General features: G+C 69.6%; 21 protein-coding genes. 5 read left to right on the top strand and 16 right to left on the bottom strand.

From position 1 onward, the window contains the following. Positions 1-192: 192 nt before the first annotated feature. The 4 genes from FVE89_RS26365 to FVE89_RS26350 form a co-directional block, all read right to left on the bottom strand. Positions 193-1,317, bottom strand: coding sequence for a mechanosensitive ion channel domain-containing protein (locus FVE89_RS26365; RefSeq protein ID WP_161393099.1), 1,125 nt, complete (start codon positions 1,315-1,317; stop codon positions 193-195). 151 nt (positions 1,318-1,468) lie between these two features. Further along, positions 1,469-6,739 carry an alpha-2-macroglobulin gene (locus tag FVE89_RS26360; RefSeq protein ID WP_161393098.1) on the bottom strand — a complete coding sequence of 1,757 codons (5,271 nt, stop codon included), beginning with the start codon at positions 6,737-6,739 and terminating at the stop codon, positions 1,469-1,471. 285 nt (positions 6,740-7,024) lie between these two features. After that, complete coding sequence (locus FVE89_RS26355) at positions 7,025-7,324, bottom strand: antibiotic biosynthesis monooxygenase family protein (RefSeq protein ID WP_161393097.1); 300 nt, start codon at positions 7,322-7,324, stop codon at positions 7,025-7,027. A gap of 15 nt (positions 7,325-7,339) precedes the next feature. Further along, complete coding sequence (locus FVE89_RS26350; protein ID WP_161393096.1) at positions 7,340-8,212, bottom strand: Kdo hydroxylase family protein; 873 nt, start codon at positions 8,210-8,212, stop codon at positions 7,340-7,342. Positions 8,213-8,409: 197 nt separating this feature from the next. Between FVE89_RS26350 and FVE89_RS26345 the strand changes: the two genes are divergently transcribed. Further along, positions 8,410-8,859, top strand: coding sequence for an RNA polymerase subunit sigma-70 (locus FVE89_RS26345; protein WP_161393095.1), 450 nt, complete (start codon positions 8,410-8,412; stop codon positions 8,857-8,859). 186 nt (positions 8,860-9,045) lie between these two features. On the opposite strand, the gene FVE89_RS26340 is transcribed toward FVE89_RS26345, so the two are convergent. Beyond that, the gene (locus FVE89_RS26340) at positions 9,046-10,047 is read right to left on the bottom strand and encodes a GNAT family N-acyltransferase (protein WP_161393119.1); all 1,002 of its coding nucleotides are present in this window, start codon (positions 10,045-10,047) and stop codon (positions 9,046-9,048) included. 143 nt (positions 10,048-10,190) lie between these two features. Then, the gene (locus tag FVE89_RS26335) at positions 10,191-10,673 is read right to left on the bottom strand and encodes an Hsp20 family protein (RefSeq protein WP_161393094.1); all 483 of its coding nucleotides are present in this window, start codon (positions 10,671-10,673) and stop codon (positions 10,191-10,193) included. A gap of 194 nt (positions 10,674-10,867) precedes the next feature. Between FVE89_RS26335 and FVE89_RS26330 the strand changes: the two genes are divergently transcribed. After that, positions 10,868-11,899 carry an alpha/beta hydrolase gene (locus FVE89_RS26330; protein WP_202131070.1) on the top strand — a complete coding sequence of 344 codons (1,032 nt, stop codon included), beginning with the start codon at positions 10,868-10,870 and terminating at the stop codon, positions 11,897-11,899. A 129-nt stretch (positions 11,900-12,028) separates the two neighbouring features. Here FVE89_RS26330 and FVE89_RS26325 read toward each other — a convergent pair whose 3' ends face one another. The 6 genes from FVE89_RS26325 to FVE89_RS26300 form a co-directional block, all read right to left on the bottom strand. Next, positions 12,029-12,553: a histidine phosphatase family protein gene (locus FVE89_RS26325; protein ID WP_161393093.1), complete on the bottom strand. Its 525-nt coding sequence runs from the start codon at positions 12,551-12,553 to the stop codon at positions 12,029-12,031. Positions 12,554-12,610: 57 nt separating this feature from the next. After that, entirely contained in the window at positions 12,611-13,462 is an 852-nt protein-coding gene (locus FVE89_RS26320; protein ID WP_161393092.1) for a MoxR family ATPase, read from the bottom strand. Positions 13,463-13,506: 44 nt separating this feature from the next. Next, positions 13,507-13,857 (bottom strand): DUF2442 domain-containing protein, encoded by a 351-nt coding sequence (locus FVE89_RS26315; RefSeq protein ID WP_246731195.1) that lies wholly within the window; start codon positions 13,855-13,857, stop codon positions 13,507-13,509. A gap of 28 nt (positions 13,858-13,885) precedes the next feature. Then, on the bottom strand, positions 13,886-14,125 hold the full coding sequence (locus FVE89_RS26310) for a DUF4160 domain-containing protein (RefSeq protein ID WP_161393090.1): 240 nt from the start codon (positions 14,123-14,125) through the stop codon (positions 13,886-13,888). Between the two features lie 75 nt (positions 14,126-14,200). Further along, entirely contained in the window at positions 14,201-14,842 is a 642-nt protein-coding gene (locus FVE89_RS26305) for a hypothetical protein (RefSeq protein ID WP_161393089.1), read from the bottom strand. Beyond that, a complete protein-coding gene (locus tag FVE89_RS26300; protein WP_161393088.1) occupies positions 14,839-16,107 on the bottom strand; it encodes an ATPase in 1,269 nt (422 codons plus the stop codon). Before FVE89_RS26300 ends, FVE89_RS26305 begins: the two co-directional genes overlap by 4 nt. Before the next feature lie 287 nt (positions 16,108-16,394). On the opposite strand from FVE89_RS26300, the gene FVE89_RS26295 reads away from it, so the two are divergent. Then, positions 16,395-18,245: a cation:proton antiporter gene (locus FVE89_RS26295; RefSeq protein WP_161393087.1), complete on the top strand. Its 1,851-nt coding sequence runs from the start codon at positions 16,395-16,397 to the stop codon at positions 18,243-18,245. 729 nt (positions 18,246-18,974) lie between these two features. Continuing rightward, a complete protein-coding gene (locus FVE89_RS26290; RefSeq protein WP_161393086.1) occupies positions 18,975-19,964 on the top strand; it encodes a helix-turn-helix domain-containing protein in 990 nt (329 codons plus the stop codon). A gap of 86 nt (positions 19,965-20,050) precedes the next feature. Here the strand turns inward: FVE89_RS26290 and FVE89_RS26285 are convergent, their stop codons facing one another. Further along, the gene (locus tag FVE89_RS26285; RefSeq protein ID WP_161393085.1) at positions 20,051-20,458 is read right to left on the bottom strand and encodes a hypothetical protein; all 408 of its coding nucleotides are present in this window, start codon (positions 20,456-20,458) and stop codon (positions 20,051-20,053) included. A gap of 335 nt (positions 20,459-20,793) precedes the next feature. On the opposite strand from FVE89_RS26285, the gene FVE89_RS26280 reads away from it, so the two are divergent. After that, a complete protein-coding gene (locus tag FVE89_RS26280; protein ID WP_161393117.1) occupies positions 20,794-21,969 on the top strand; it encodes a VWA domain-containing protein in 1,176 nt (391 codons plus the stop codon). Positions 21,970-22,314: 345 nt separating this feature from the next. Here FVE89_RS26280 and FVE89_RS26270 read toward each other — a convergent pair whose 3' ends face one another. The 3 genes from FVE89_RS26270 to FVE89_RS26260 all read right to left on the bottom strand — a co-directional run bounded on the left by FVE89_RS26270 (position 22,315) and on the right by FVE89_RS26260 (position 23,621). Continuing rightward, positions 22,315-22,545 carry a hypothetical protein gene (locus FVE89_RS26270; RefSeq protein WP_161393083.1) on the bottom strand — a complete coding sequence of 77 codons (231 nt, stop codon included), beginning with the start codon at positions 22,543-22,545 and terminating at the stop codon, positions 22,315-22,317. A gap of 270 nt (positions 22,546-22,815) precedes the next feature. Continuing rightward, positions 22,816-23,136, bottom strand: a complete 321-nt coding sequence (locus FVE89_RS26265; protein WP_161393082.1) for a 2Fe-2S iron-sulfur cluster-binding protein — start codon at positions 23,134-23,136, stop codon at positions 22,816-22,818. Between the two features lie 176 nt (positions 23,137-23,312). Beyond that, positions 23,313-23,621: an Hpt domain-containing protein gene (locus FVE89_RS26260; protein ID WP_342390041.1), complete on the bottom strand. Its 309-nt coding sequence runs from the start codon at positions 23,619-23,621 to the stop codon at positions 23,313-23,315. Positions 23,622-23,895: the final 274 nt, after the last annotated feature.

Genomic DNA, 23,895 nt, shown 5'->3' with positions numbered 1-23,895 from the left:
TGGCGCCACGAGCGGTGGACGAACAGCGGCGCGAACGCCAGGATGATCCCGGCGAAGCGGGTGGGCAGGGGCAGCATGGCGGTGTCTCTTGGCGGGGACACCCACCAGCCTACCCGCCACGCCCGCTTCGTCACCTCACACCCTCGACAACCCGTCAAAATTGGCCAAAGTCGAGCTAAGTATCCGGCCGGCTCACGCCGCGAACCGCCGCCCGTCGGCGCGCCGCAGGGGCTGCTCCTCGGCCCCGACCCATTCCGTGCGGTGCCGCGGCAGGGCCTCCGGATGCTCGGCCTGGAGCCATGTGATCATCGCCTCGCGGACTACGCAGCGCAGATCCCAGGCCTGGGGCGCGTTGCGGGCGCTCACCAGCATCCGGATCTCGATGGTCGTCTCCTTGGCGTCCGAGACCTGAAGGTTGACCACCTTGCCGTCCCACAGCGGCGTGGCCCTGGCGATCTCGCTGAGCTTCTCGCGCATGGCCGCCACCGGTGCCCGGTGATCGACGTAGAGGAAGACGCTGCCGATCAGCGAGGCGCCGTCCCGGGTCCAGTTCTGGAACGGCTTCTGGATGAAATAGGTCAGCGGCAGGACCAGCCGGCGCCAGTCCCAGAGGCGGACCACCACGTAGGTCGCGGTGATCTCCTCCACCCAGCCCCACTCGTTCTCGACGATGACCGCGTCCTCGATCCGGATCGGCTGGGTGATCGCGATCTGGATCCCGGCCACGAGGTTCGACAGGACCGGCTGCATCGCGAGGCCGAGGACGAGGCCCGCCGCCCCCGCGGAGGCCAGCAGGCTCACGCCGTATTGCCGCACCGGCTCGAAGGTCATCAGCGCCACCGAGAGCGTGACCAGTGCCACGAGGGTGACGCCCGCGCGCTCCAGGATGCGCATCTGGGTGAAGTGCTTGCGCGCGAGCAGGTTGTCCTCGGCGTCGAGCTTGAACCGGCGCAGGTAGATCACCGTGGCGATGTGGAGCGCCGTGGCACAGCACCAGCCGGTCAGGGTCACGAAGGCGACCAGCAGGATCTGGTTGAGGGCGATCCGCACCTCCCAGGACAGGTGCACGATGGTGGAGGCGAGGCTGATCGCCACCACGATCAGGCCCAGCCGGCTGGGGCCGTGGGTGCGCGACACCAGGGAGCGCCAGAACAGGCTCTTGCCCGCGACGGCGCGCTTCATCGCCCGGTAGACGACCCCGTGCAGCGGCATCACCACGGCGCAGCAGGCGACGATCAGGATCAGGCTCTCGGCCCACCACGGCAGGTAGGCCAGCACGCGGGCGGCGGGGCCGGTGAGCGCGTCGAGGTCCGGCATCGGGCATCACCTCCACGGGTTCCGAACGGGACCGGAGGGAATGACGCCGTGGCGGACGCGGTTCCGCATCGCACTATGTTCATGCCGCAACGCAGCGGTCCGGCCCGGTCACTTGCTAAGGGGGAACGCGCCGGCGCGGAACCGGCACGCCCTACTTCGCCCCCACGGTCACGCTCCCGGTGGCACTCCGGCCGAAGCGCGCCGGCCGGTACATGTCCTCCACGGTCGCCGCCGGATGCACGTAGGTGCCGGGCGAGACCGCCCGCACCGTGTAGGCCACGGTGAAGAAGGCCGGTTGGCTCGCGTCGCGGTCGTAGGCCGCCACGAACCGGTCGTCGCGGAACTCGGTATGGACCGGCTGCACGTCCGACTTGGCGAAGGCGAGACCCTGGAGCACGTCGGCGTCCAGCAGCTTCGGGTTGTCGATCTCAAGCCCCGCCGGCAACGGATCGACCAGCAGGAGGCGCGCGGCCTCCGCCTTGGCCTCGGTGACCTTCAGCACCACCACGAGCCGGTCGTTCTGACGCAGGCCCGCCGCCGGATCGACAAGGCTGCCGTCGAGGCGGTGGAAGCTCCGCTCCAAAGTGTAGCCCTGCGCGGCCGCCGGCTCCGGCACCAGGGGATTGCCGTTGACGGTCACCGCCACCTGCACGGGGCTGCGGCCGGTATTGACCAGCTGCACGCCCCGCTCCGCCAAGCGCGCCTCGCGGTAGACCCGGGCGAGCGTCCCGGTCTGCGGTGCGCCGTCGAGGCTGAACGAGAGGGCGTCGGCCTTCTTGGACAGGCTCTCGGCGGCGAGCACCATCCAGGCATTCTCCTGGGTGCTCGTCGCCCGCTCGGTCTGCTGCTCCTCACCGAACAGGGCGGCGACCGGGCCTAGGGCGCCCTGGGTCATCCCGCTCTCGGCCGCCAGCGTGATCAGCCCGGCGCCGTCGCGCAGGCGCGAGCCGTAATCGGCGCGGTACAGGCCCTTGTCGCGCTCAGCCCGCAGCACGGTGAGCGCCGAGTCCATCGCCCGGGCGGCCCGGCCGCGGTCGCCCAGCAGCGCCAGGGCGGCGGCGAGCTGCGCGCGCCCGAGCGCGGAGGAGAAGTCGGTGAGCTTGGTGTCGGCGAGGTAGCGCAGGTCGCCCATCACCGGGCGGCCGTTCCGGGCGAGCACGTAGGCCGCGTAGGCGAGGTCGGCGCCGCCGTTGCGCACCTCCGAGGCGTTGGCCACCGCGTTGCGCAGGTAGTCGAGCGCCTGGGAAAAAGCCTTCTGCGGCACCGCGAAGCCGCGCTCCCGGGCCCGGGTGAGGAAGTCGGTCACGTAGGCGTCGAGCCAGAGGTCGGCCGCCCCCTGCGCCGACCACAGGCCGAAATCCCCGCTCGAATCCTGGCGGGCGAGCAGCCGCTCGATCGACTCGCGCACGCGCTCGTCCGCGCCCGAATCGAGGGCGAGTTTTTCCAGCGCGGCGAGCTTGTTGACGTAGAGCAGCGGCATCGCCCGGCTCACCACCTGCTCGGAGCAGCCATAGGGGTAGCGGTCGAGGGCCTGGAGCAGGGCCGCCACGTCGAGGCCCGGCAGGGGCGTGACCGAGAGCGAGACGCTGCCGGTACCGGGAAGCAGGTCGGCCAGCAGGTCGGACGTGAGCGTCAGCGCCACCCCGGGGGCGAGGCTGCGCACGGAGCGGCGCAGCAGGGCGACGGTCCCGGGCGCGATCCCGAGGGCGAAGCTCTGGTTCAAGGTGGCGGGAAGGCCGGGTCCCGATACAGCGAGGTCGAGCCGGGCCGTGCCCGGCCCCGCCGCGGTGAGCGGGATCACGAGCTGGCCCTTGGCGCCGGCCTCCAGCCGGAACGTCTGGCGCAGGGCGCCGGCGCCGACCAATACCGGCCCGGCCGGGCTCAGATCGACCGTATAGTCGCCCGCCTGCCCCTCGACATTGTCGAGGGCCACGAACAGGCGCGAGCGGTCGCCGGTGTCGAGGAAGCGCGGCAGCGTCGCGGTCAGCACGACGGGATCGCGGATGATCACGTCGGCCTGGGCCTGTCCGACCCGGTCGCCGCTCCAGGCGGTGACCATCACGCGGCCCGTGCCGTTGAAGGCGGGGATCGGAAAGGTGACGCTGGCGGCGCCGTCCGGCCCCGCGGTCACGAGGCCGGAATAGAGGGCGAGCGGCGCCTGGGTCGGCGGGGACTCGGCGAGTTCGCCGCCGCCCGCATCGCCGCCGGAGCGGATCGCGCCCACGGAGCCCTGCATGCCGTCGATCAGGTAGCCGTAGAGGTCGCGGAGTTCCGGCCCGAGCGCCCTCTGGCCGAGGAAATACTGGGTCGGGTCCGGCGCGGCGTAGCGGGTGAGATTGAGGATGCCGACATCGACCAGCGCCACGGTGATCCGCGCGGCCTCGCCGGACTTCAGACCGGTGAGCTGGACCGGCAGGGTCAGATCCTGGCGCGGGCGCGCCCGCTCGGGGGCTTTCAGGGTGACGCCGAGGCTGCGCTTCTCCCGGTCCACCGAGAACCACGCCAGACCCAGCGCCCGGCCCGGCAGGCGCTTGGCCGCCTGATCGAGGGGCCGGTAGGCGGTGGCGATCAGGTAGGCGCCCGCGCCCCACTCGGCCTTCACCGGCAGGCTCACCGTGGTGCCGCCCTCCGGCACGCTGACCTCCAGGGTCTCGTGAACCCGGTCGCTGACCACCATCAGGCTCGCCTGACCCTTGAATTTCGGGCTGAGCTTGGCCCGCAGGGTGTCGCCGGCCGCGTAGGCGGGCTTGTCGAGGGTCAGGTCGAGCAGGTCCGGCGCCTCGGCCGTCTGGGATCCGCCCCAGCCGACATCGAAGCCGAGGCTGACACTCGCCTCCGGAGCGCCCGGGGCCGAGACGTCCAGCCTGTAGCGGCCGAGCCCCACCGGCGCCGCGATCCGGCTCGGGACCCCGGCCCGGAGATCGACCGTGCCACTGGCCATGCGCTTGGTGGTCTTGACCGGCTCGAACGACCAGCGCCCGTCCGCCCGGTACCATTGGTAGGCGGACTCGACCCGCGACAGGGTCCAGCTCACCCCCGGCCGGGCGAGGAGCGCGCCTTCGGGGCTCGCCAGCACCACGTCGAAACCCGCGATCCCGCCATCCTGGAGCTCCGCAAAGCCCTTGCGCAGGGCCAGCACCGGGCCGGCGGGGAGGATCGGCAAGGTCAGGCTGCGCGACAGCGCCCGTCCGCCCGGCTCGCCGACCGCGAGCGTGATCCTCGCCTCCAGCGCCCGCGGCACCGCCACCAGCGGAACAGGAACCGTGACCTCGGTGCTGCCCTGCGGGTTCGTGGTCGCGTGCTCCTGAAGCTCCTGCGTCGCCGGCTCCACGGATTCGTCGTCGAGGCCGATCGCGTAGCCGTCCAGGCCCTGGATGCCGCTCGTCGCGGCCGCCTGCACGGTGACGCTGCCGGACACGTCGAGATCCGCCCCCGGGGCGCCGTAGAGGTAGCGGGCGGCGACATCGACCTGCGCGGCCTCGCCCCGGTGCAGCGCCGCCTGCCGGGGCTTCAGGGTCACCTCCAGTCGCTCGGGGACGTAATCCTCCACGAGGAAGCTGGTCTCGCCGATCGCGGGCGCCTTCGGGTCGGTATAGGCCGAGACGCGCCACGTTCCGTGCATGGACCCCGACAGGAGCGGCAGCGGCAGCGCCCGGCCGCCGAGCCCCTGATCGGGCACCGAGACGCGCCGGTACTCGACGCCGTCCGGCCGCTTGACCACGAGGATCAGCGGCAGGTCCGGTACCGCCGTCCCGCCCGCATCGCGCAGCAGGGCGGTGAGCTGGACGGTCTCGCCGGAGCGGTAGACCCCGCGCTCCGGGAACAGGTAGGCGTCGAGCCCGCCGGTCTCGGGCCGTCCCTTCACGCCGCGGTCGGTGAGGTCGAAGGCGCCGAGATTGAGGTCGAGGAAGCCGTAATCGCCGCCGATCTGGGCCACCACGAGGCTCGGCGCCAGACCGCCCTCCCCGCGGGCGAGCCCCGGATCGAAGGCGGCGTGGCCTTTCGCGTCCGTGGTGCGGGTGCCCAGCACCTCGTTGTTGCGGGCGACGAGCCGGATCTCGGCGCCCGGCAGCACCTGCGCGGAGGCGAGCGAGCGCAGGACCACATGGACCCCGTCCCGCCCCTTGGTGGCGGTGAGCCCGAGGTCCGAGACCACGAACCACTGGGTCGCCTGGGTGTCGTAGTCCGCGTCGTCGGAGGCCGTGCCGGAGGGCTTGGCCAGCAGCACGTAGATGCCGGGTTCCAGCTTGCCCACTGCCTCAAGGACCGGGAAGGCGGTGACCGCCTCCTGGTTCAGCTCGGCCCTGGCGGTGTCGAGGGTGCCCGTCCAGACGCGCACGCCTTTCTCGGCGGCGATCGATTTGGCGGTGGCGCCGCTGAGCTGGCCCAGAAAGTCCTCGGAGCGCAGGGTCGGCAGCAGGCCGCGGTCGCCGATCCGAAGTACTTCGACATCGAGCTTCGGCGCGTTCACCGAGACCAGGGGCACGCCCGCCTGGCCCGTGCGCGGCAGGACGTAGTTGCGGCCGGTGACGCGCACCTGCGGGGCGCGGTCGCGCACGTAGATCTCGTAATCGGCGGATTTGAGCAGGCTCTCGCCCACCGTCGAGGGCAGACCCTGGCGCAGGACGATCGCGTAGCGCCCGCCATGCTTCAGCCCGTCGACGCAGATCTGCGTATCCTCGGCGGTCACGGCGGCCGCGCTCGCTCCCGAGACGGCCACGAAGGGCGCGTAATCGGTCTTCGGCACCAGGGCTTCCGAGAGGGTGAAGCAGGCGCGCGGGGCGGCCGCGTCGGCATCGACCTTGTAGCCGAGGACGCGGAAGCCGTGCTCGGCCCGCAGGGTGTCGTAGGTCTCCCGGACCCCCTCATCCGCGTTCAGGGCGAGGCTCGCCGCGTAGGCGTCGAGGGCCGGGCGCCAGGATTCCTGCGCGGCTTCCGCAGCGCCCACCAGCGCCAGGGACGCAGCGGCGTCGATGGCCGCACCGGCGCGCTCGTAGGCGCGGTAGGCGGCCGCGATCGCCCGCCCACGCAGGCGAGCCCGGCCCTTATAGTCGTTCTCGTCCAGGGTCTCGAACGCCGCCGCGGCCGCGCGGGCATAGGCCTGCCAGTTGCGGATATCGGCCGGGTCGGCCGCCACCGCGGCGGCGAGGGGGGCGAGCGCCTGATCCGGCTTGCCGGCGGCGAGCAGCGCCTGCCCGGCGGCGCGGGACTGGCCCGCCGGCCGGAGCGCCGTGCCGGCCTCGGCCTTGAGGGCTGCCTCGAGGCGGATCGCCGCGCTGGCGAGATCGTCCCGGATGAGGGGCTTGGCGAACGGGGCCGGCGCGACGGCGGCCGGCCGCGGTGCAGTCTGAGCGAAGGCCGGACCGCCGACGAGCCATCCGAGCAGCACCAGGGCACCCGCGAGCCGTCCGAGCCGCGCCATCAGCCTGCTCCCCGCCTGCCGCGTCCCGATGATTCGCATCGGGATCGGTCGGGCGGGAGCCTAGCACCGGCGGCCTGCGCCGCAACGCTCCGGGTTGGTGTGGCTTTGTTCGGAGCCGCTGTCGCGGCACGTCTTGTGCTGGATCCCGGATCAGGTTCCGCTTCGCTTCACCTGTCCGGGAAAGGGCGGCGCAGGATCGATCGCGACGCCCTTTCCCGGGCGCATGCAGCGCCAGCGGAATGCGACCCGGGACCCAGCGCGGGACTCGCCGCAGAGCGGGGCCGCTCAGAACGCCTTCAGCACCTGCTCGGTGTGCTCCACCGAGACCGGCCCGGCGAAGCAGTGCGAGACCAGGGCGCGGTAATCCTGCCAGGGCTGCGAGCCGGTGAAGTCCTTGGTGTGGGCCTCCAGCGTGTCCCAGTGGATCAGCAGCCGGTAGCGCTGCGGGTGCTCGATCGAGCGGCGGACCTCGAAGGCCCGGCAGCCCTTGGCCTGCCTGAAGATCGCCGAGGCCTCGGTGATGCCTGTCTCGAACTCGGCCTCCATGCCGGGCTTGATCTCGATCTGCGCGATTTCGAGGATCATGGTCTCACGTGCCTCTCAGGTCCGAAGGGCGCGGCCGAGCTTGGCCGCCAGGATGTGATGTGGGCTCAAGGACGGGTCGGCCTGGGCGGCGACCGGCAGGTAGGCGGTCTGCTCCAGCATGTAGCGGCCGCCCATGGCCCCGTGCATCACGAGATCCGAGAAGGTCACCCAGGTCTCGCCGGGGCGGAATTCCACGTCGGCCTGGGGGGCTGAGGCCTGATAGGTCTCGTCCTGCTTGAGCGCGTCGTGCAGGTGCAGCATCAGGTGGTCGTATTCGGAGCGCTTGGCTTTGGTGACGCCTACAGCCGCCAGCAGGCGCGCCGAGAGCGGCGAGTAACCAGGCAGCCGCGGCAGGAATTTGTCCGCCATCGACCCGAAATCCTCGCCGACCCGCCAGCGCCGCGGCTCCCCGGCGGGGTTGATGTTGCGAAAGACCCGCAGGATCCGCTTCTCGCCGATCGGGTTCGACGGGAAGGCATCGACATGCAGCCGCGTGTCGTCGCGCCGCCAGCTGAGCTTGCGCCGATCGACGTCGAAAGGGCGGTAGGAGGTGCCGGCGAGGCTCACCCGGTCGGCATAGTCGGGCAGGTAGGTGCCGATCAGGTCCCGGGCGAAGGCGCGGTAGCGGATCAGGAGCTGGCGCAGGGCCTCCTGCTCCTCCGGCGTGCCGGCCGCGCCGCGCAGATGCGCCGCCTCGCCGCGGATGCTGACGTTCTTGGCCTTGCCGTCCGCGAAGGGGCGCTCGGTGAAGCGGCGCTCGAACTCGGTGAACGGGAACGGCAGGTCGGGGAACAGCAGCACCGCCCCGGCCTCCAGCTCCCGGGCCAGGGAGCCGGGGCTCGAACCGGGCGTCTCTCCGGGGGCGATTCTGCGGATCGGACTGATCATCGGGCCGGGCTGACTCTGCCGTTTCGGATGCCCACCCGCTGTAGCGGAGCGACCGCGGGGAGGCCAGAGCCCGCATTTCCGGTGGATGACCGCAAGGCATCCGGATGGCCGGTCCGGCCCGGCTTGCGAAACCGAGCCGTTCCCGGCACGTTCTCCCGCCAGTAACCGGCCCGAGTGCCCGGCGGAGGATGGCGCCGATGGCGACCCTGAAGGAATTCGAGGAAGCCCTGCGCGAGCACGGCATGAACATGGCGCTGGCGCTGCTGGAGCGCCTGCGCGAGCGCGACCGCGCGACCCGCACGGTCAAGCCGGCCCGGCGGCTCACGGGCCAGAAGATGACCCCGGAGCTCGCCCGGGCGATCCTGGACCTGCACGCCACGACCGGCATGACCCAGCAGGAAATCGCCTTCAAGGTCGGGGTGAATCAGGGCCGGGTGAACGAGGTGATCAAGCGCGGCAAGTGGCTGACCGACGATCCGAGCGCCCCCGAGGCGGTCGCCCGCGACAAGGCGGTGGCGCGGATGCGCGGCGATCCGAAGCCGAAGAAGCCGCCCGTCGCACGCGCTGCCGCCAGCCGGCCCAAGGAGCGCAAGGCCGCGCCGCCGAAGGCGCGCAACCAGGGGCAGCTGGCGCTGGGGGATCTGTAGGAGAGGGCCTGAGGGTTTTTCATCTGTCCCACCCACCCCCCTCATCCTGAGGTGCCCGCGCAGCGGGCCTCGAAGGAGGGCTCCAGGGATCTCGGAGCAATCTGGAGGGCTCCTTCGAGGCCTCCGCTGCGCTCCGGCACCTCAGGATGAGGGGGTTTGAGGGGATGATATCGCCGCGGCGCCCCCTCACCCCGCCGGCGCGAAATGCCCCCGGTAGCGCGCGCCGATCACCTCCACCGGCAGCGTCACGAACACGTCGGTCGTGCCGAACTGCCGGTCGATCACCGCGCCCTCGCCAAACGTCGCGCCGAGGCGCAGGTAGCCCTTGATCAGCGGTGGTAGCGCCTGGAGGGCGGCCTTCGGATCCACCGCCTCCTTCGGCAGCCGGTCCATCGCCACCGCGCGCTCCGGCAGCGGGCGGACGCGCCAGCCCTCCGGGGCGCGGGCATGGTGGTGCAGGAAGGCCAGCGGCAGCGCCAGCCGGTCTGGATCGGTGCCCTCCAGGCTGGCGCAGCCGATCAGCGCGTCGATCCGGTGATGCAGCACGTAGGCGTAGATCCCCTGCCACAGCAGCTCGACCGTGCGCTTGCTCCGGTACGGCTTGAGCACGCAGGAGCGGCCCAGCTCCAGGAGCCGCCGGTGCCCCTGGGCGGCGAGCAGCGGCGCGAGGTCGTACTCGCCCTCGGAGTAGAAGCCCGCGTGGCGCGCGGCCACGTCGCTGCGCAGCAGGCGGTAGGTCCCCACCACCTTCGGCCGCGGCTTGGCGAAGGGCTTCTTCCGCTTCGGCGGGGTGTGGTCGAGGACGAGGAGGTGGTCGCAGACCGCGTCGTAGCCGTCCGCGTCCCGGCGCGACAGGGCGGCGAGCCCGGTCGGCACAGCCGACATCTCCTCGTAGAACACCTTGTAGCGCAGGCGCTGCGCCCGGCGGATCTCGGATTTCTTCCGGGCCAGCCGGACTTCGAGGTTGCCGATGCGGCCGAGGCTGCGCGCCGCGAACGGCTCGGGCAGGCGGATCGCCCGCTCGGCCGAGAGCACGTCGGCGATGCCGGCCGGGCCGCCCTCAAGGGTGCGCAGATGCGCTTGGCGGCGGCGCAGCTTCGCGATCGGCGCACCGACGCCCCATTGCACGCCCTTGTGCCAGCCGGCACCAAGCGCGCTGTAGGCTCCGCGGGCGAGATTGGCGACCATGGTCCGGTTCACTCCGGGGGCGTCGTGCATTGTCCCATCGGAATCAGAGCACGACGCGGACACGCCAATATGACAGCCGCCATACGAAAGCGCCCCGGCCTGGGGCCGGGGCGCTCGTTGGATCCTGATGCCGCGCAGGCGCGTCAGGCGGCCTGCTGGACCTCGTCCTTGCGGACGTCACCCTCGATCACCGGGGCGCTGGCGCGGCCCGCCGTGGCGATCTGGATGCGGCGCGGCTTCTTCGCTTCCGGAACCTCGCGGACGAGGTCGATGTGGAGCAGGCCGTTCTCCAGGGCCGCACCCGTCACCTGGACGTGGTCGGCGAGCTGGAAGCGGCGCTCGAAGGACCGGGCCGCGATGCCCTGATGCAGGAACTCGGCCTTGCCTTCGGCCTTGCGCTCGCCCTTCAGCGTGAGCGCGTTCTCCCGCACCTCGATCGACAGGTCGGCCTCGGTGAAGCCGGCGACCGCGACGGTGATGCGGTAGGCGTTCTCGCCGGTCCGCTCGATGTTGTAGGGCGGGTAGGTGGGCGCAGCCTCGGCGCTGGCGAACTGGTCGAGCGCGGAAAACAGCCGGTCGAAGCCGACGGTCGAACGGTAGAGGGGCGCGAGATCGAACTGACGCATGACATATCCTCGTGTGAGCAACATGCAATTCCGGTCCGCCCCGAGGGGCCGGACCCGTCTTTCGTGCCGCCAGATGGCCGGCACAGACGGGATATCGGAGGGGGAAAATCGGGGTTCAAGACCCCGGATCGTAGGGAAAAGCGAGATTTTTTCGCTACGCTCATGCGGTGCGTGGCTGTGCGTGAGGAGGGCCCATGGGACGGTTCGAGGGGAAGGCCGGGGGTGAGCCGCCGCTGCTGACCCTGCGCGACACGCCCGACAATCCGGTCCCGCCGGGCGGCACCCTGATCGCGGTCGGCACCCGGGACGACTGCACCCTGCGGGCCGCCACCTGGCAGGCGACGACGCGCAGCTGCCGGGGCACGGTCTGCCTGCTCCAGGGTCGGGCCGAGTTCATCGAGAAGTACTACGAGACGATCCAGGACCTGCGCACCCGCGGCTTCGCGGTGGTGGCCTTCGACTGGCGCGGCCAGGGCGAATCGGACCGGCGGGTGGACGATCCCCACAAGGGCCACGTCGCCCGGTTCGACGATTACCGGCTCGACCTGCGGGCCGTGGCCGAGACCGTGCTGGTGCCGCTGATGCCGGAGCCGCATGTCGGGCTCGCCCACTCGATGGGCGGGTGCGTCGCGCTGCTCGGGGCGCTCGACGGATGGCTGCCGTTCCAGCGCCTCGTGACGGTGGCGCCGATGCTGTCGATCCGGATGATCCGCTGGCCGGCCGGGGCGTCCCTCCTGTCGCGGGGCCTGCACCGTCTCGGGCTCGGGAGCCGCTACATCCCGTTCGGCAAGCCGGTCTCGATCGCCACCAAGCCCTATCCGGGCAACCGCCTCACGCGGGATCCCGTCCGCTACGCCCGCAACGCCGCGGCGGCCCGGCAGGTCGGTGCCGGCGCGGTCGGCGACCCGACGATCGCGTGGCTCGCCGAGTCGTTCCGGGCGATGGCGCGCCTGCGCGACCCGCGGGCGGCGCCGCGCATCACCCTGCCGACCCTGATCATCGCAGCCGGGGCCGACCCGGTCTGCGGCACGCCGGACACCGAACGCTTCGCCGCGCGGCTCAAGGCCGGGCACATCCTGGTCCTGCCGGATTCGCGCCACGAGATCCTGTCCGAGCGCGAGGCGATCCGGCAGGATTTCTGGGCGGCCTTCGAGGCCTTCGTGCCGGGCTCGCCCCTGCCCTCCCACGCGGAGGTCGCGACCCACGCCGCGGTGCCGGTGGCCTGACGGGGTTTCGAAAGGGCGAGCCCTTTCGCGGGTGCAGGGTGGAACCCTGCTGGGCTCGGGCGTCGCCCGACATCGGGGTTTCACCCCGATACCCCACCAAAGGGCTCGCCCTTTGGGATCCCGGACACTTCAGCCGCCGAGATCCGGGTCGATGTCGCGGGGGCGGACGAACCGGTCCAGGTGCCCCTGTCCGGGGGCGACCTCGGACCAGTGGTCCGTGTCGAAGTCGATCACCGCATAGGCGGCGGTGGGGAATTCGAGGGCGAGGCGGTTGAGCGCCGCGCGCGGCCCATCCCCGGCGAGGTCCGATGCGAGGTCGCCCAGGCCCGGATTGTGGCCGACGACGATCACCGTGGTGGCGCTGTCGGGCGCGTTCCGGATCACCGTGAGGATCCGGTGCGCCGGGGCCTCGTAGATCTCGCGCTGCCAGCGGGTCTCGGGGTTGCCGAGCGCGGCCGCCATCGCCGCCCAGGTCTCGCGGGTGCGCTCGGCCGTCGAGACCAGGGCGAGATCCGGCCGCAGCCCGTCTTGCGCGAGATGGGCGCCCACGGCCGGTGCGGCCCGCTGGCCGCGGTCGTTGAGCGGACGCTCGTGGTCGGCGACGCCCGCCGGACGGTCCGACTTGGCGTGCCGCAACAGGATCAGCCTGCGCATGACGTCAGCCCCTGGCAAGAATGGTTCGGATCGGTGCCGCTTTGTCCCCGGCGCGCGTCAGCCGCCCCGCTGCTCGCGCCGCATCATGAAGGCGAGCTTCTCGAACAGGCTGACATCCTGCTCGTTCTTCAGGAGCGCCCCGTGCAGCGGCGGGATCAGCTTGCGGCCGTCCTGCTCGCGCAGGGTCTCGGGGGCGATGTCCTCGGAGACGAGGAGCTTCAGCCAGTCGAGCAGCTCGGAGGTCGAGGGCTTCTTCTTGAGGCCCGGCACCTCGCGCATCGCCAGGAAGGTCCGCAGGGCCTCCTCGACGAGCCGGTGCTTGATGCCCGGATAATGGACGTCGACGATGCGCTGCAGCGTCTCGGAATCGGGGAACTTGATGTAGTGGAAGAAGCAGCGGCGCAGGAACGCGTCCGGCAACTCCTTCTCGTTGTTCGACGTGATGATCACGATCGGCCGACGCACGGCCTTCACGGTCTCGCCGGTCTCGTAGACGTGGAACTCCATCCGGTCGAGCTCGGTCAGGAGGTCGTTGGGGAACTCGATATCGGCCTTGTCGATCTCGTCGATCAGCAGGACCGGGCGCTCGGGCGCGGTGAACGCCTCCCAGAGCTTGCCGCGCCGGATGTAGTTGGCAATGTCCGAGACCCGCGGGTCGCCGAGCTGCGAGTCGCGCAGGCGCGAGACCGCGTCGTACTCGTAGAGCCCCTGCTGGGCCTTGGTGGTCGACTTGATGTTCCAGACGATCAGCGGCGCGTTCAGCCCCTTGGCGATCTCTTCGGCCAGCACGGTCTTGCCGGTGCCGGGCTCGCCCTTCACGAGGAGCGGGCGTTCGAGCACCACGGCGGCGTTGACGGCCGCGGTGAGGTCGGGGGTCGCGACGTAGGTCTCGGTGCCGGAAAATCGCATCTGTGTGTGCCTCGGCCAGGAAACGGCGCGCGGGGCGGCGCGCATCACGTGTGAGCAGCCTTCCGCGGGCGTCCACCCCGCGCCCCATTGGCCCGCGCAGCCGCGGCCTTGGCGGTCGAGGTGGCCCGTCCGGCCCGTGCAGCCATGTAGGCGCGCGTGCCGAAAATCCCGGCTAGCAGGCCCGATATCGAGATGTCGACATCGAGGGATTCCCAGTGCAGGCCGTAGCCGGCACCGAGCAGTTCGATTTCCGCGAGCTGATCCTCGCGTGCGCTCTCCAGACCTTGGACCAGTCGCGGCGGGAACGCGAAGGTGCATCCGTTGTCGAGGTCGAGCACGACGCGGTCCCGGAGGGGATCGTAGCACGCGGTCTCCGCACGAGGGCCGGCGACCATGCCGCTTGTCCCGGTGTCGTCGGTCGGATCAGCCATGGATCGCCTCCCAGCGCGCCAGAAACAGCTCCCGATGCTCCGCGACGAGGCTCAAGGCTCGTCGGCGTTCGGCCCCGTTCATTCCCGCCGACCAGACGAGTTCGGGGCTGCCGGAGCGTGATACTAGATTGATCTTGGCATGTCCGTCGCCAAAGACGTGCACATGGGCTGGTTCGTGGTCGTCCACGAAGATGATGACGCGCAGCCCACCCGCACGGAAGATTGTTGCCATCGATAACCCATCGCGTTGGGTTATCTAGCAACCTTGCCCATCGTCGTAAATGAAGGGCGCGGCGGGGAATCCGACCTATCCCTTCTCGTGCCAGACGCAGTTCCGGGCCAGGATCTCCAGGTTCACGTCCGACTTCTGCGGCTGCGGCAGGGTCCTGCCGTCCATGGCGAGGTCGATCTTGATCTCGACCTGGCCCTTCGACTCGTTGGAGCGGCGGGAGAAGTAGCAATATTGCTGGTAGGGCTGGTCGGCGTTGTCCTTGAAGTTCCAGCCGGTCACGATCTGCCCGTCGAGATAGGGCACCTGCTTGAACACCGTGAAGGTTGTGTTCACCGCGGCCTTCGAGGCCGGGGCGGCGTCGCTGCCGAGCTGCGCCTTGGTGGGGGTCGGCGTGGCCGGGGCCTTGGGCAGGCCTTCGAGCTTGAGCGTGTTGTCGGTGAGCGTGACCTCGCCCTTGGTCTTGAGGGTCACGTCCGAGAGCGCGGCCTGCATGGCGGCGGCGATCTTCTCCGCGGCTGTGTCGAACTGGTTGAGCGTCGCCCAGCCATAGGCCGCAGCGCCCACACCCACACCGGTGAGGCACAGGAAGGCGCCGAAGCCCAGGGCCCGGAACAGGAAGGCCCGGGCCGCGACGTAGCTCGAATCCGCCCGCAGGCGGGAATTCACCTGCTGGGCGAGGGCGATGTTCTCGGGCGTTCCGCCGGCGACGTAGTTCATGCGCCGGCTCCCGCGGCAGGCAGGGTCGGACCCTGGACGTTCTGTCCGGGCAGGGCCGGCTGGCCCGGCGCCGGCCGGTTCATCGGGATCACCGCGCCGGAGGCGTTGGCCGCGTTGGCCGCCCGCGGCAGGATCGGCTCAGGGTTGGAGCGCAGGGCATCCGCGATCGCGTCCAGCATGAAGGGGGCGGCCTCGGGGTTCACGGCGGCGCCGAGATCGTCCTCGTCCATGAAGGTCCGGCGGGTCGAGACCGCGCAGAGCGCCAGGATCGTGGACGCGAAGGCGGCGCAGACCGCCGGCACGAACACGAAGATCCGCAGGAAGGCGTGGACCTGGCTCTCGGTCACGTCGATCGGATCGACGCCGTACACCATCGCGGTGAAGGAGTGGAGCTGCGAGCGGTTGACCGCGTTGCGGTAGCCCTGCTCGGCATCGGCCACGCGCCGGTCGGCGGCACCGGGATCGAGCGCCGCACGGGCCTTGCGGGCCTCCTCGAGGTTCTTGATCAGGGCGGCGCGGTCGGCCGAGGCCTTGCTGACGCCCGCCGACAGGGCGGCCACCCGCGGGTCGGCGAGGCATTTCAGGTTCTGGTACTTGCGGCCCTTGCTGTTGGTGCCGAAGACCCGCTCGCAGCGCTGGGCCGGCAGGCCGGCGAGCTGCTGGGCGTTGTCGGCGGCGCGCTTCTCGATCTGGTCGAGCTCGGTCGTGTACTGGGCGACGCGCTCGTCCGCCGCCTTGATCCGGTCGCCGATCGTGGCGCGGTCGGCCTGGGCGTCCTTCAGGGCGGTCTTGGCCTTGGCGGCCTCCATCAGGCGGGGATGGAACATCATCTCGCCGAGCTGCGACACCGACTTGGTGGTCACGCCCGCCGCGAAGACGATACCGACCGCCGCCAGGACGCGCACGAACAGCGAGCGCTGGGTGCGGGCCAGGATGCCGAGCGGCACCCGGCACAGCTCCACCGCGGCGTAGACCATCGGCGCCAGCAGCATGAAGTAGAAGGCGTGCCAGTCGCCGTCGCTGTAGACGCTCGCGAACAGCCACGCGCCCCAGAGCGAGGCGCCGATCACCATGAACTCGACGAGGTAGGCGATCGCCACGTAGCCCCACTTGACCCGGTAGCCGCGGTCGACGTGGCGCTGGTGCCGCCAGCGGTCCGATTCGAGCTTCCATTCGCGCTGCTCGCGCTTCCGGTCGCGGTTGGGCGGTGCCTTGGGACCCGCAAAGATCGATTTGATGGAGATCATCGGCCTCGTCACATCCATCGGGTCCGGTTCCGGGCACAGCCAGCCGAGCTTAACCCCGGTTTAACTCCTGCGTGTATGCGCGCATTGTGCCGATTTTGGGCCGCGTTGCACGCCTGCACTGTACGATACCGGGCCTCCTGTCCGGGTGGCCGAAATGTCTCACCCGGTTCATGTATCCGGCTTGTGTCGCAGCACACCTGCCCCACGCCGGAATCCGATTGCTCCCGGTCGAGCAGGGACCCATGATCGCGCAGCCGTGATCGGCATCCCCGCCGCCGCCAGAGACGAGGTTCGATCCGCCGCCGATGCCAGAGGTCCATCCGGGTTCCTACAAGGAAGCGATCCTGTTCCTCATCACGGCGGGGATCGTGGTGCCGCTGTTCCACCGCCTGCGGATCTCGCCGGTGCTCGGCTTCATCGGCGCCGGCGCCCTGCTCGGACCCTACGGGCTCGGCCGGCTGGCCGAAGCCCATCCCTATGTTCACCTCTTCACCATCGGCAACCGGGCCGAGATCGCGCACCTCGCCGAGTTCGGCGTGATCTTCCTGATGTTCATGATCGGGATCGAGCTGTCCTGGGAGCGCCTGCGGATCCTGCGGCGGCTGGTCTTCGGTCTCGGGGCGCTGCAGGTCGGCTGCTCCACGCTCATCCTGGCGATGATCCTCTACGGGCTCAACGTGCCGCTGGTCGGCGCGGCGATCGTGGGGATCGGGCTCGCGCTCTCCTCCACCGCGGTGGTGCTCCCGGTCCTGGCGGAGCAGAAGCGGCTCAACGCCCCCACGGGGCGCACGAGCTTCGCGGTGCTGCTGTTCCAGGATCTGGCGGTGGCGCCGGCCCTGTTCGCCATCGCGGTGCTCGGCCGCGACGACGGCGGCGACAAGGGCTGGGCGCTCGCCATGGCGCTGGGACAGGCCGCGGTCGCCCTGGTTCTGATCGTGATCGCCGGCCGCCTCGCCCTGCGGCCGCTGTTCCAGCTCGTGGCGCGCACGCGCTCGACCGAACTGTTCATGGCGGCCTGCCTGCTGGTGATCGTCGGCACGGCGCTGACCGCGGCGGCGAGCGGCCTGTCGATGACGCTCGGCGCCTTCGTGGCCGGGCTGCTGCTCGCCGAGACCGAGTACCGCCGGGCGATCGAGGCGACGATCGATCCGTTCAAGGGCCTGCTGCTCGGCGTGTTCTTCGTCTCGGTGGGGATGAACCTCGATCCGGCCCAGCTCATGGCGACGCCCGGCGCGATCCTGAGCCTGTCGCTCGCCCTGGTCCTGATCAAGGGGGCCGTCGTGGTGATGGCGGCGCCCGTGATGAAGATCCCCCGGCCGGTGGCGATCGAGACGGCTCTGCTGCTCGGGCCGGGCGGCGAATTCGCCTACGTGCTGATCGGCGGCGCCATGGCCACGGGGCTGGTGCCCGAGGAGGTCGGCGCCGCGGCCCTCGTGGTGACCACCGTCACGATGATCATGATCCCGGGGCTGGCGGCGATCGGCCGGCGGCTCAAGCAGCGGGCGGCGGCCCAGGCCCAGGCCGCCGCGGGGGCGCAGGCGCCGCTGCCGGAGCGGGTGGAGAACCGGGTGATCGTGGCGGGCTTCGGCCGGGTCGGGCGTCAGGTCGGCGAGATGCTGGAGCGGCACAAGATCCCGTATCTGGCCCTCGATTCGGATCCGGCCCGGGTGGCCGAGCAGCGGCGCACCGGGGCGCCGGTCTATTTCGGCGATTCCGGCAACACCGAGATCCTGCGCCACTGCGACATCGCCTCGGCCCGCGCCCTGGTGGTGACCCTCGACAATCCCCGGGCGGTCGAGGCGGCGGTGGCGGCGGCCCGCGCCGAGCGGCCCGACCTGACCATCGTGGCCCGGGCGCGCGACGCCCGCCACGCCACGGCGCTCTACGAACTCGGCGTCGACGACGCGGTGCCCGAGACGATCGAGGCTTCGCTGCAACTGTCGGAGGCGGTGCTGGTCGATGTCGGCGTGCCGATGGGGCTCGTCATCGCGTCGATCCACGAGCGGCGGGACGAGTACCGCGCCCTGCTGAAGAAGCGCGAGAACGAGGCGAAGCCGGTCTTCCGCGCCCGGCGCACCGTGGGAAAGGCGCTCGGCAAGCCCGCCCCCGTCAAGCGGGAGCCCGAGCCTCAGGCGGCGGCCGGCCAGGAGGCATGAGCCGCGTTCCGGAGGCCGGACCCCGGATGATGCGGTAAGTCCTTGATCCCGGGTTGGCTTTTTCGAACGTCCGAAGCCGCCTTCCACGGTGACGCTCTCAAGCCTTGGGCTCAGCCGGGTACCAGACCCGGCGAAGTGACCGCGTGCTGGACCTCGTCCATCGATGGCCGGTTTCCGCTGCGCCCCTGCGCCCATACGCGCTACGACCGCAACGTGGCGCGGTCGTAGCGCGCGTATGGGCGGCTCTGGGACGTATCCCTGCGGCCGTGTCGACCCGCAGGCCGCGCGGTTGCGTATGGTTTTCGACATAAGAAAACCGTAAATTCATAACTTATATTGTTTCTATATTATTTCTATAAACCTTCATACCGACTGACATTTACATTGTACCGATATTTACTGGGAAATACTAGTGTATTAGTGGATTGACTAGTTGTCTCGAAATTGTGATTGTCGACGCAGATTGTTTAATATTTTTAATTACTGTAGCGTGTTTCCAGTAGCCCGGTCTGGATCCGCGGGCGAAACCCGTGAAGGCCGGAACGCGTGTCGTGTTGTTGATTGCTGCGCGTCGAGTTCAACAGACCGCGACGAAAGGCGCGTCGTCGCGCTGGAAACTTGATTTAAGTGGTTTGGACATCATCGGGCACGGCCGCGATGTATGAAGGCGACGGCCGGTTCCCCCGGATTGGCGGCAGGCGCGACATCTCCGCCTACGCGACACAGAAGATGAGCACCGACGACGTGCCGCTCGGGGCGCGCTTCGAGTACTGGATTGAGACCTGCCGATCCAGGTTCGGCGGCTTCGAGTTCGTGGATCTCGAGCGGAAAGGGTTTCACGCCGCGTTGAACACGCTGACCGTCGACAATCTCACGATCTGTCATTACGTCGGCGCGCCGCATGCCATGAGCCGGACGAAGTCGCATATTCGGTCCTCGGATGACGATTTCTATCTTGTGATCCTGGCCTCCGAACGGATTTTCCATTTTGAGCACGGCCGATACTGCAGATCCAGTCCCGGCGGGATCTCGCTCCTGGACAACACCCAGCCCTTCCTGGGTGGTCATCCCGAGGGTCTGGACATCATCAATGTCTTCATCCCGCGGACCGTGCTGGAGCGGGCGGTCGGGCCGGCCCGATCCCTGACAGGCTTGTCGATCGACGCGTCGCAGACGAGCTTTCCCATCATCACGTCCTACCTCGCGGCCTTGATCAAGCACGGCGCAATGCTCGATCCGGAGCGGCAGGCGCGCATGGCCGCGGTCGCCGTCGAACTCATCGCGGCGGGTTTCACTGAGAAACTGCAGACCGACCCACCCAGGTCCCTGAGCGGCGCCGCGATCGTCAGCCGGGCGCAGGCCTTCATCACCGAGCACATCGGCGTCGAGGGCCTGTCGATCAACGATGTCGCGGCCGCGCTGAATATCTCGGTCCGTCGCCTTCAGGAGGTGGCCAGCGCGGAGCACATCGCGCTGATGGACTGGATGTGGGAGCGCCGCCTGCGAATGGCCCAGGCAAAGCTGGCGGACGCGGCTCACATCGTCATGCCGGTCGGCCTCATCGCGTATCAATGCGGCTTCGCCAGCCAGGCCCATTTCTCCCGTCGCTTCAAGGAACGCTTCGGGCAGACGCCGAGCGAGTTCAGGGTCGCGGCCAGTTTCCAGAGAAGGCGGCACCAGACAGCGCTTTCCGCCGAAGTGGATACCGGTTCGGCGTAGGAGAGCGTGTCAAAAAAAGCTTGGCGCCATGCCAGACCGTGTTGCAATCGGGCATCGATTCAAGTGCCGCTTCCGGTCGCGTTCCGTCAGACGAAGGCGGGCTGGGCCTCGGCAAGCTTGGGGCGGCGCACGGCGCGGCTGCGCGGGGCCGGCTCGAACCCGTCGGCGAAGCTGCAGCGGTAGACCAGCTCGTCCGCCGGCCCGAGGCCCGTGACCAGCGGCACCGTCACGGTGTCGCCGGAGAAGCGCCAGCCGCGCGCACCCTTGTCCCAGTAGAGCCAGACCGTGCCGGGATAGCCCCGCAGGGTGAACACCGCCGCCTTGCGCGACAGGGCCTGCACGGCCCGCGGCGCGTACATGCCCTTGTCGCGGTAAGCCTGTTGTGTCGCCTCGGGCTGCCGGTCCATGAAGGTGTTGCGTAGCAGCTGAATCGTTGCGCCCGGCTTCCCGAGAAACCGTTTGAATTCCGTCAGATTCCGCAGGACGACCGCCATCGCAGGTCTCCTCGCTTGCCCGGTACGGCCCGCGTCGCCGCGCCCGCACCCACTCGATCCGTCGAGTTGAGCGATTCCCATGACTGATTGCGTGACCGGGCGAGGGGTGCCACGGCACATATCAACAGATTCGGCGACTTATGCCCAGATTCTGCGAATCGAGGGCTCGGAGAGACTCTCTCCGAGATCGGAATCGACTCTGCGTACGGCGCTGAATCCTGTCGGCCATCCGTGAAGATTCGGAATCGATTCCGGAAAGTCCCGCCAAGCTTGGCCCCAGTGAGTCCGATTCGGCTGGACTTGACCCGCTTCGCCAAGTGGCGCGTTCTTCCGGGATGCTGCTGCAGTTCTTCACGGCCCTGCGGGACGCCAAGGTCCCTGTCTCCTTGAAGGAGTACCTGACCCTGCTGGGCGCCCTCGACCGGGGGCTCGCGGAGCACGACGTCGAGGCGTTCTACTTCCTGTCCCGCACGGCGCTCGTGAAGGACGAGGCGCATCTCGACCGGTTCGACCGGGTGTTCGGCACGGTGTTCAAGGGGCTGGAGACCCTCGGCGAGGCGGTGGGGCCGACGCCCATTCCCGAAGAGTGGCTGCGCAAGCTCGCGGAAAAATACCTGACCGAGGCCGAGAAGGCGGAGCTGAAGGCGCTCGGCTGGGACAAGCTGTTCGAGACCCTGAAGCAGCGTCTGGCCGAGCAGAAGGAGCGCCACCAGGGCGGCTCGAAATGGATCGGTACCGGCGGGACCTCACCGTTCGGCGCCTACGGCTACAATCCCGAAGGGATCCGCATCGGCCAGGACGGCAACCGCAACTTCCGGGCCGTGAAGGTCTGGGACAAGCGGGAGTTCAAGGACCTCGACGACGACCGGGAGATCGGCGCGCGCAATATGCGCCTCGCGCTGCGGCGCCTGCGCCGCTTCGCCCGGACGGGGGCGGCCGAGGAGCTCGACCTCGACGGCACGATCCGCGCGAGTGCCCGCCAGGGCTATATCGACGTGAAGCTGCGGCCGGAGCGGCGCAACGCCGTGAAGGTGCTGCTGTTCCTCGATGTCGGCGGCTCGATGGACTGGCACATCGAGCAGGCGGAGGCTTTGTTCTCGGCGGCGCGCTCGGAGTTCAAGCACCTCGCGCATTACTATTTCCACAACTGCCCCTACGAGGCGGTCTGGACCGAGAACCGGCGGCGCCACGAGGCGAAGACGCCGCTGCTCGACGTGATCCGCACCTATGGCAGCGACTATCGCCTCGTCTTCGTTGGGGACGCCTCGATGAGCCCCTACGAGATCGCCACCCCCGGCGGCTCGGTGGAGCACTGGAACGAGGAGGCCGGCGCCGTCTGGATGCAGCGGCTCCTCGACCACTTCCCCAAGGCGGCGTGGCTGAACCCGGTGCCCGAGACGCATTGGGGCTACACGCAGTCGATCGGGATGGTGCAGCGGCTCGTCTCGGGGCGGATGTTTCCGCTCACCCTGGAGGGGATCGACGCGGCGGCGCGGGCGCTGGTGCGGTGAGAGCCAGCAAAAGGAGCTAGGGCGTCAAGGGCTGTCCGGGTTCTGGCCCGGTCCAAACACGCGAAGTCCGTCGACCGTCGCCGTGCCTTCATCGTCTGTGACGGCGTACAGAATACGGTGACCCGCTACGCTGCGAGACCGTATTCCTTCAAACTCGCCTTCTGGCCACCTCAGCGGATGATATCGTAAGTCACGAACGGCTTCGTTGACCCGAGCAAGCCGGTGTGCCGCCTTTTCCCCAGCCCCGGGTTGGCGAAGCCACTGCCGTATATGAACAAGGTCGGCGGCGGCCGCACGGGAGATTCTGACGCGAAACGCCATAGTCCGAAGTCCGCAGGCAGGAGATCAGGGCCTGGGCGAACTCGCTGAAGCCTCAGGTAGCTCGACAGCCTCTCCGCTTTCCCAAGCCGCGAGCCATGCATCCACATCCCCATCCGCGATGTATCGACCATGCTCGATATCCGCCCTGGCGACCGCCAGCATCGACGCCTCAGCTTCGAGGCGCGCCTCACGCTGCTGTGCGGTCTGTCCGGACGGCTCCACATCCCCTTCCCGCCGCACTCTGGCTATCGTCATGCGCAAGCTCCCAGAGCGTCATCCCGAAACATGGCGTCGCCTTTCAGGATATGATGAACCCCACGCTTGAACATAGCGCCGCGCGGATTTCACGGAGAGTCGAATGCGACTTCGCGAGCACCGTGCAAATCGGAAGCGAAGCCGAACTGGGCGAAAGGCGCTTCTCGTGCGCGGCTCAACACAGGATCACCTTCGCGCGTGTCAGACCGAAGGAAATGCCCGTCCCGCTGAGGCAGCGCCTCCTCGCGCTTTAGCCGGATGGCCGGTTGCCTACCCCTGCTGCGACGGCGTCGTCACCCTGAGCCCGTCGAGCGCCGGGGTGATCTTGATCTGGCAGGAGAGGCGGGAATTCTCGCGCACGTCGCTGGCGAAATCGAGCATGTCCTGCTCCATGTCCTGCGCCTTGCCGACCGCCTCGATCCAGTCCTCGGCGACGTAGACGTGGCAGGTGGCGCAGGCACAGGCACCGCCGCATTCCGCGTCGATGCCCGGCACGTTGTTGCGCAAAGCCGTCTCCATCACGGTCGCGCCGACGCTGCCTTCGACGGTCCTCTCCGTCCCGGCGTGGTCGACGTAGGTGATCTTGGGCATGCTGAGGCTCCGGGCTCGCGTCGGGCAAAACCAGTCCAACGGGCGGCGTGACTGCTTGGCGGTTGAACCCACGGAATGCAAGCGCGGCGATTGACGCCCGTCCCGGATCGATCGCCGCATCGCCGCGCGCGCCGTTCCGGAGCGATGCGCGCGGCCTCCGGATACCGGCGACGCCCTCAGGCTCGCCCGGCCGCGACGGCGCGGAGGGCCGCCTCGACCGCATCCACCAGCTCGTCCAGGGGGGCCTGTCCCTCCCCGCGCAGGCGCGTCTCCGCGACAGCCGCCAGCGCATGGACCCGCGCGGCCCCGACGCCCGCGGCCGAGCCCTTGAGCGTGTGGGCGAGGTCGGCGCGCTCGCTCCGCGGCAGAGCGGGATCGGTCAGACGGGGCAGGAGCGACCGGCACTGGCCGGCGAACAGGGCCAGCACCTCGCGGGCGAGATCGATGTCACCGCCGGTCTGCGCGTCGAGGGCTGCACGGTCGATCGGTGACCCGTCGGCGCCCCCGGATTCCGTGTTCTCTGGGGATTGCGGATCTGATCCACACAATTCACCCCCTGATTCGCCCGCGGGGGATCGCGCCGGACCCCTCCCCTGCGGCACGATGTGGAGGCGGTGAGCGGCAGGGTCGGTAACCATTCGGTTAACGTTTTCTGGGGCCGACCGGGGGCTCGGGTATCGGCAATCGCTGCCCAGGTCTAATCTTGTAATGGTAAACGGGGTGTTGCGTCTCCGGCATCAGCCTCCCCCAAGGTGCCGG

The sequence above is a fragment of the Methylobacterium sp. 2A genome (genome assembly GCF_009806555.1).
Taxonomy (GTDB): domain Bacteria; phylum Pseudomonadota; class Alphaproteobacteria; order Rhizobiales; family Beijerinckiaceae; genus Methylobacterium.
The sequence above is the reverse complement of the archived record's forward strand: the minus strand, read 5'-3'. Positions and strand labels throughout refer to the sequence as shown.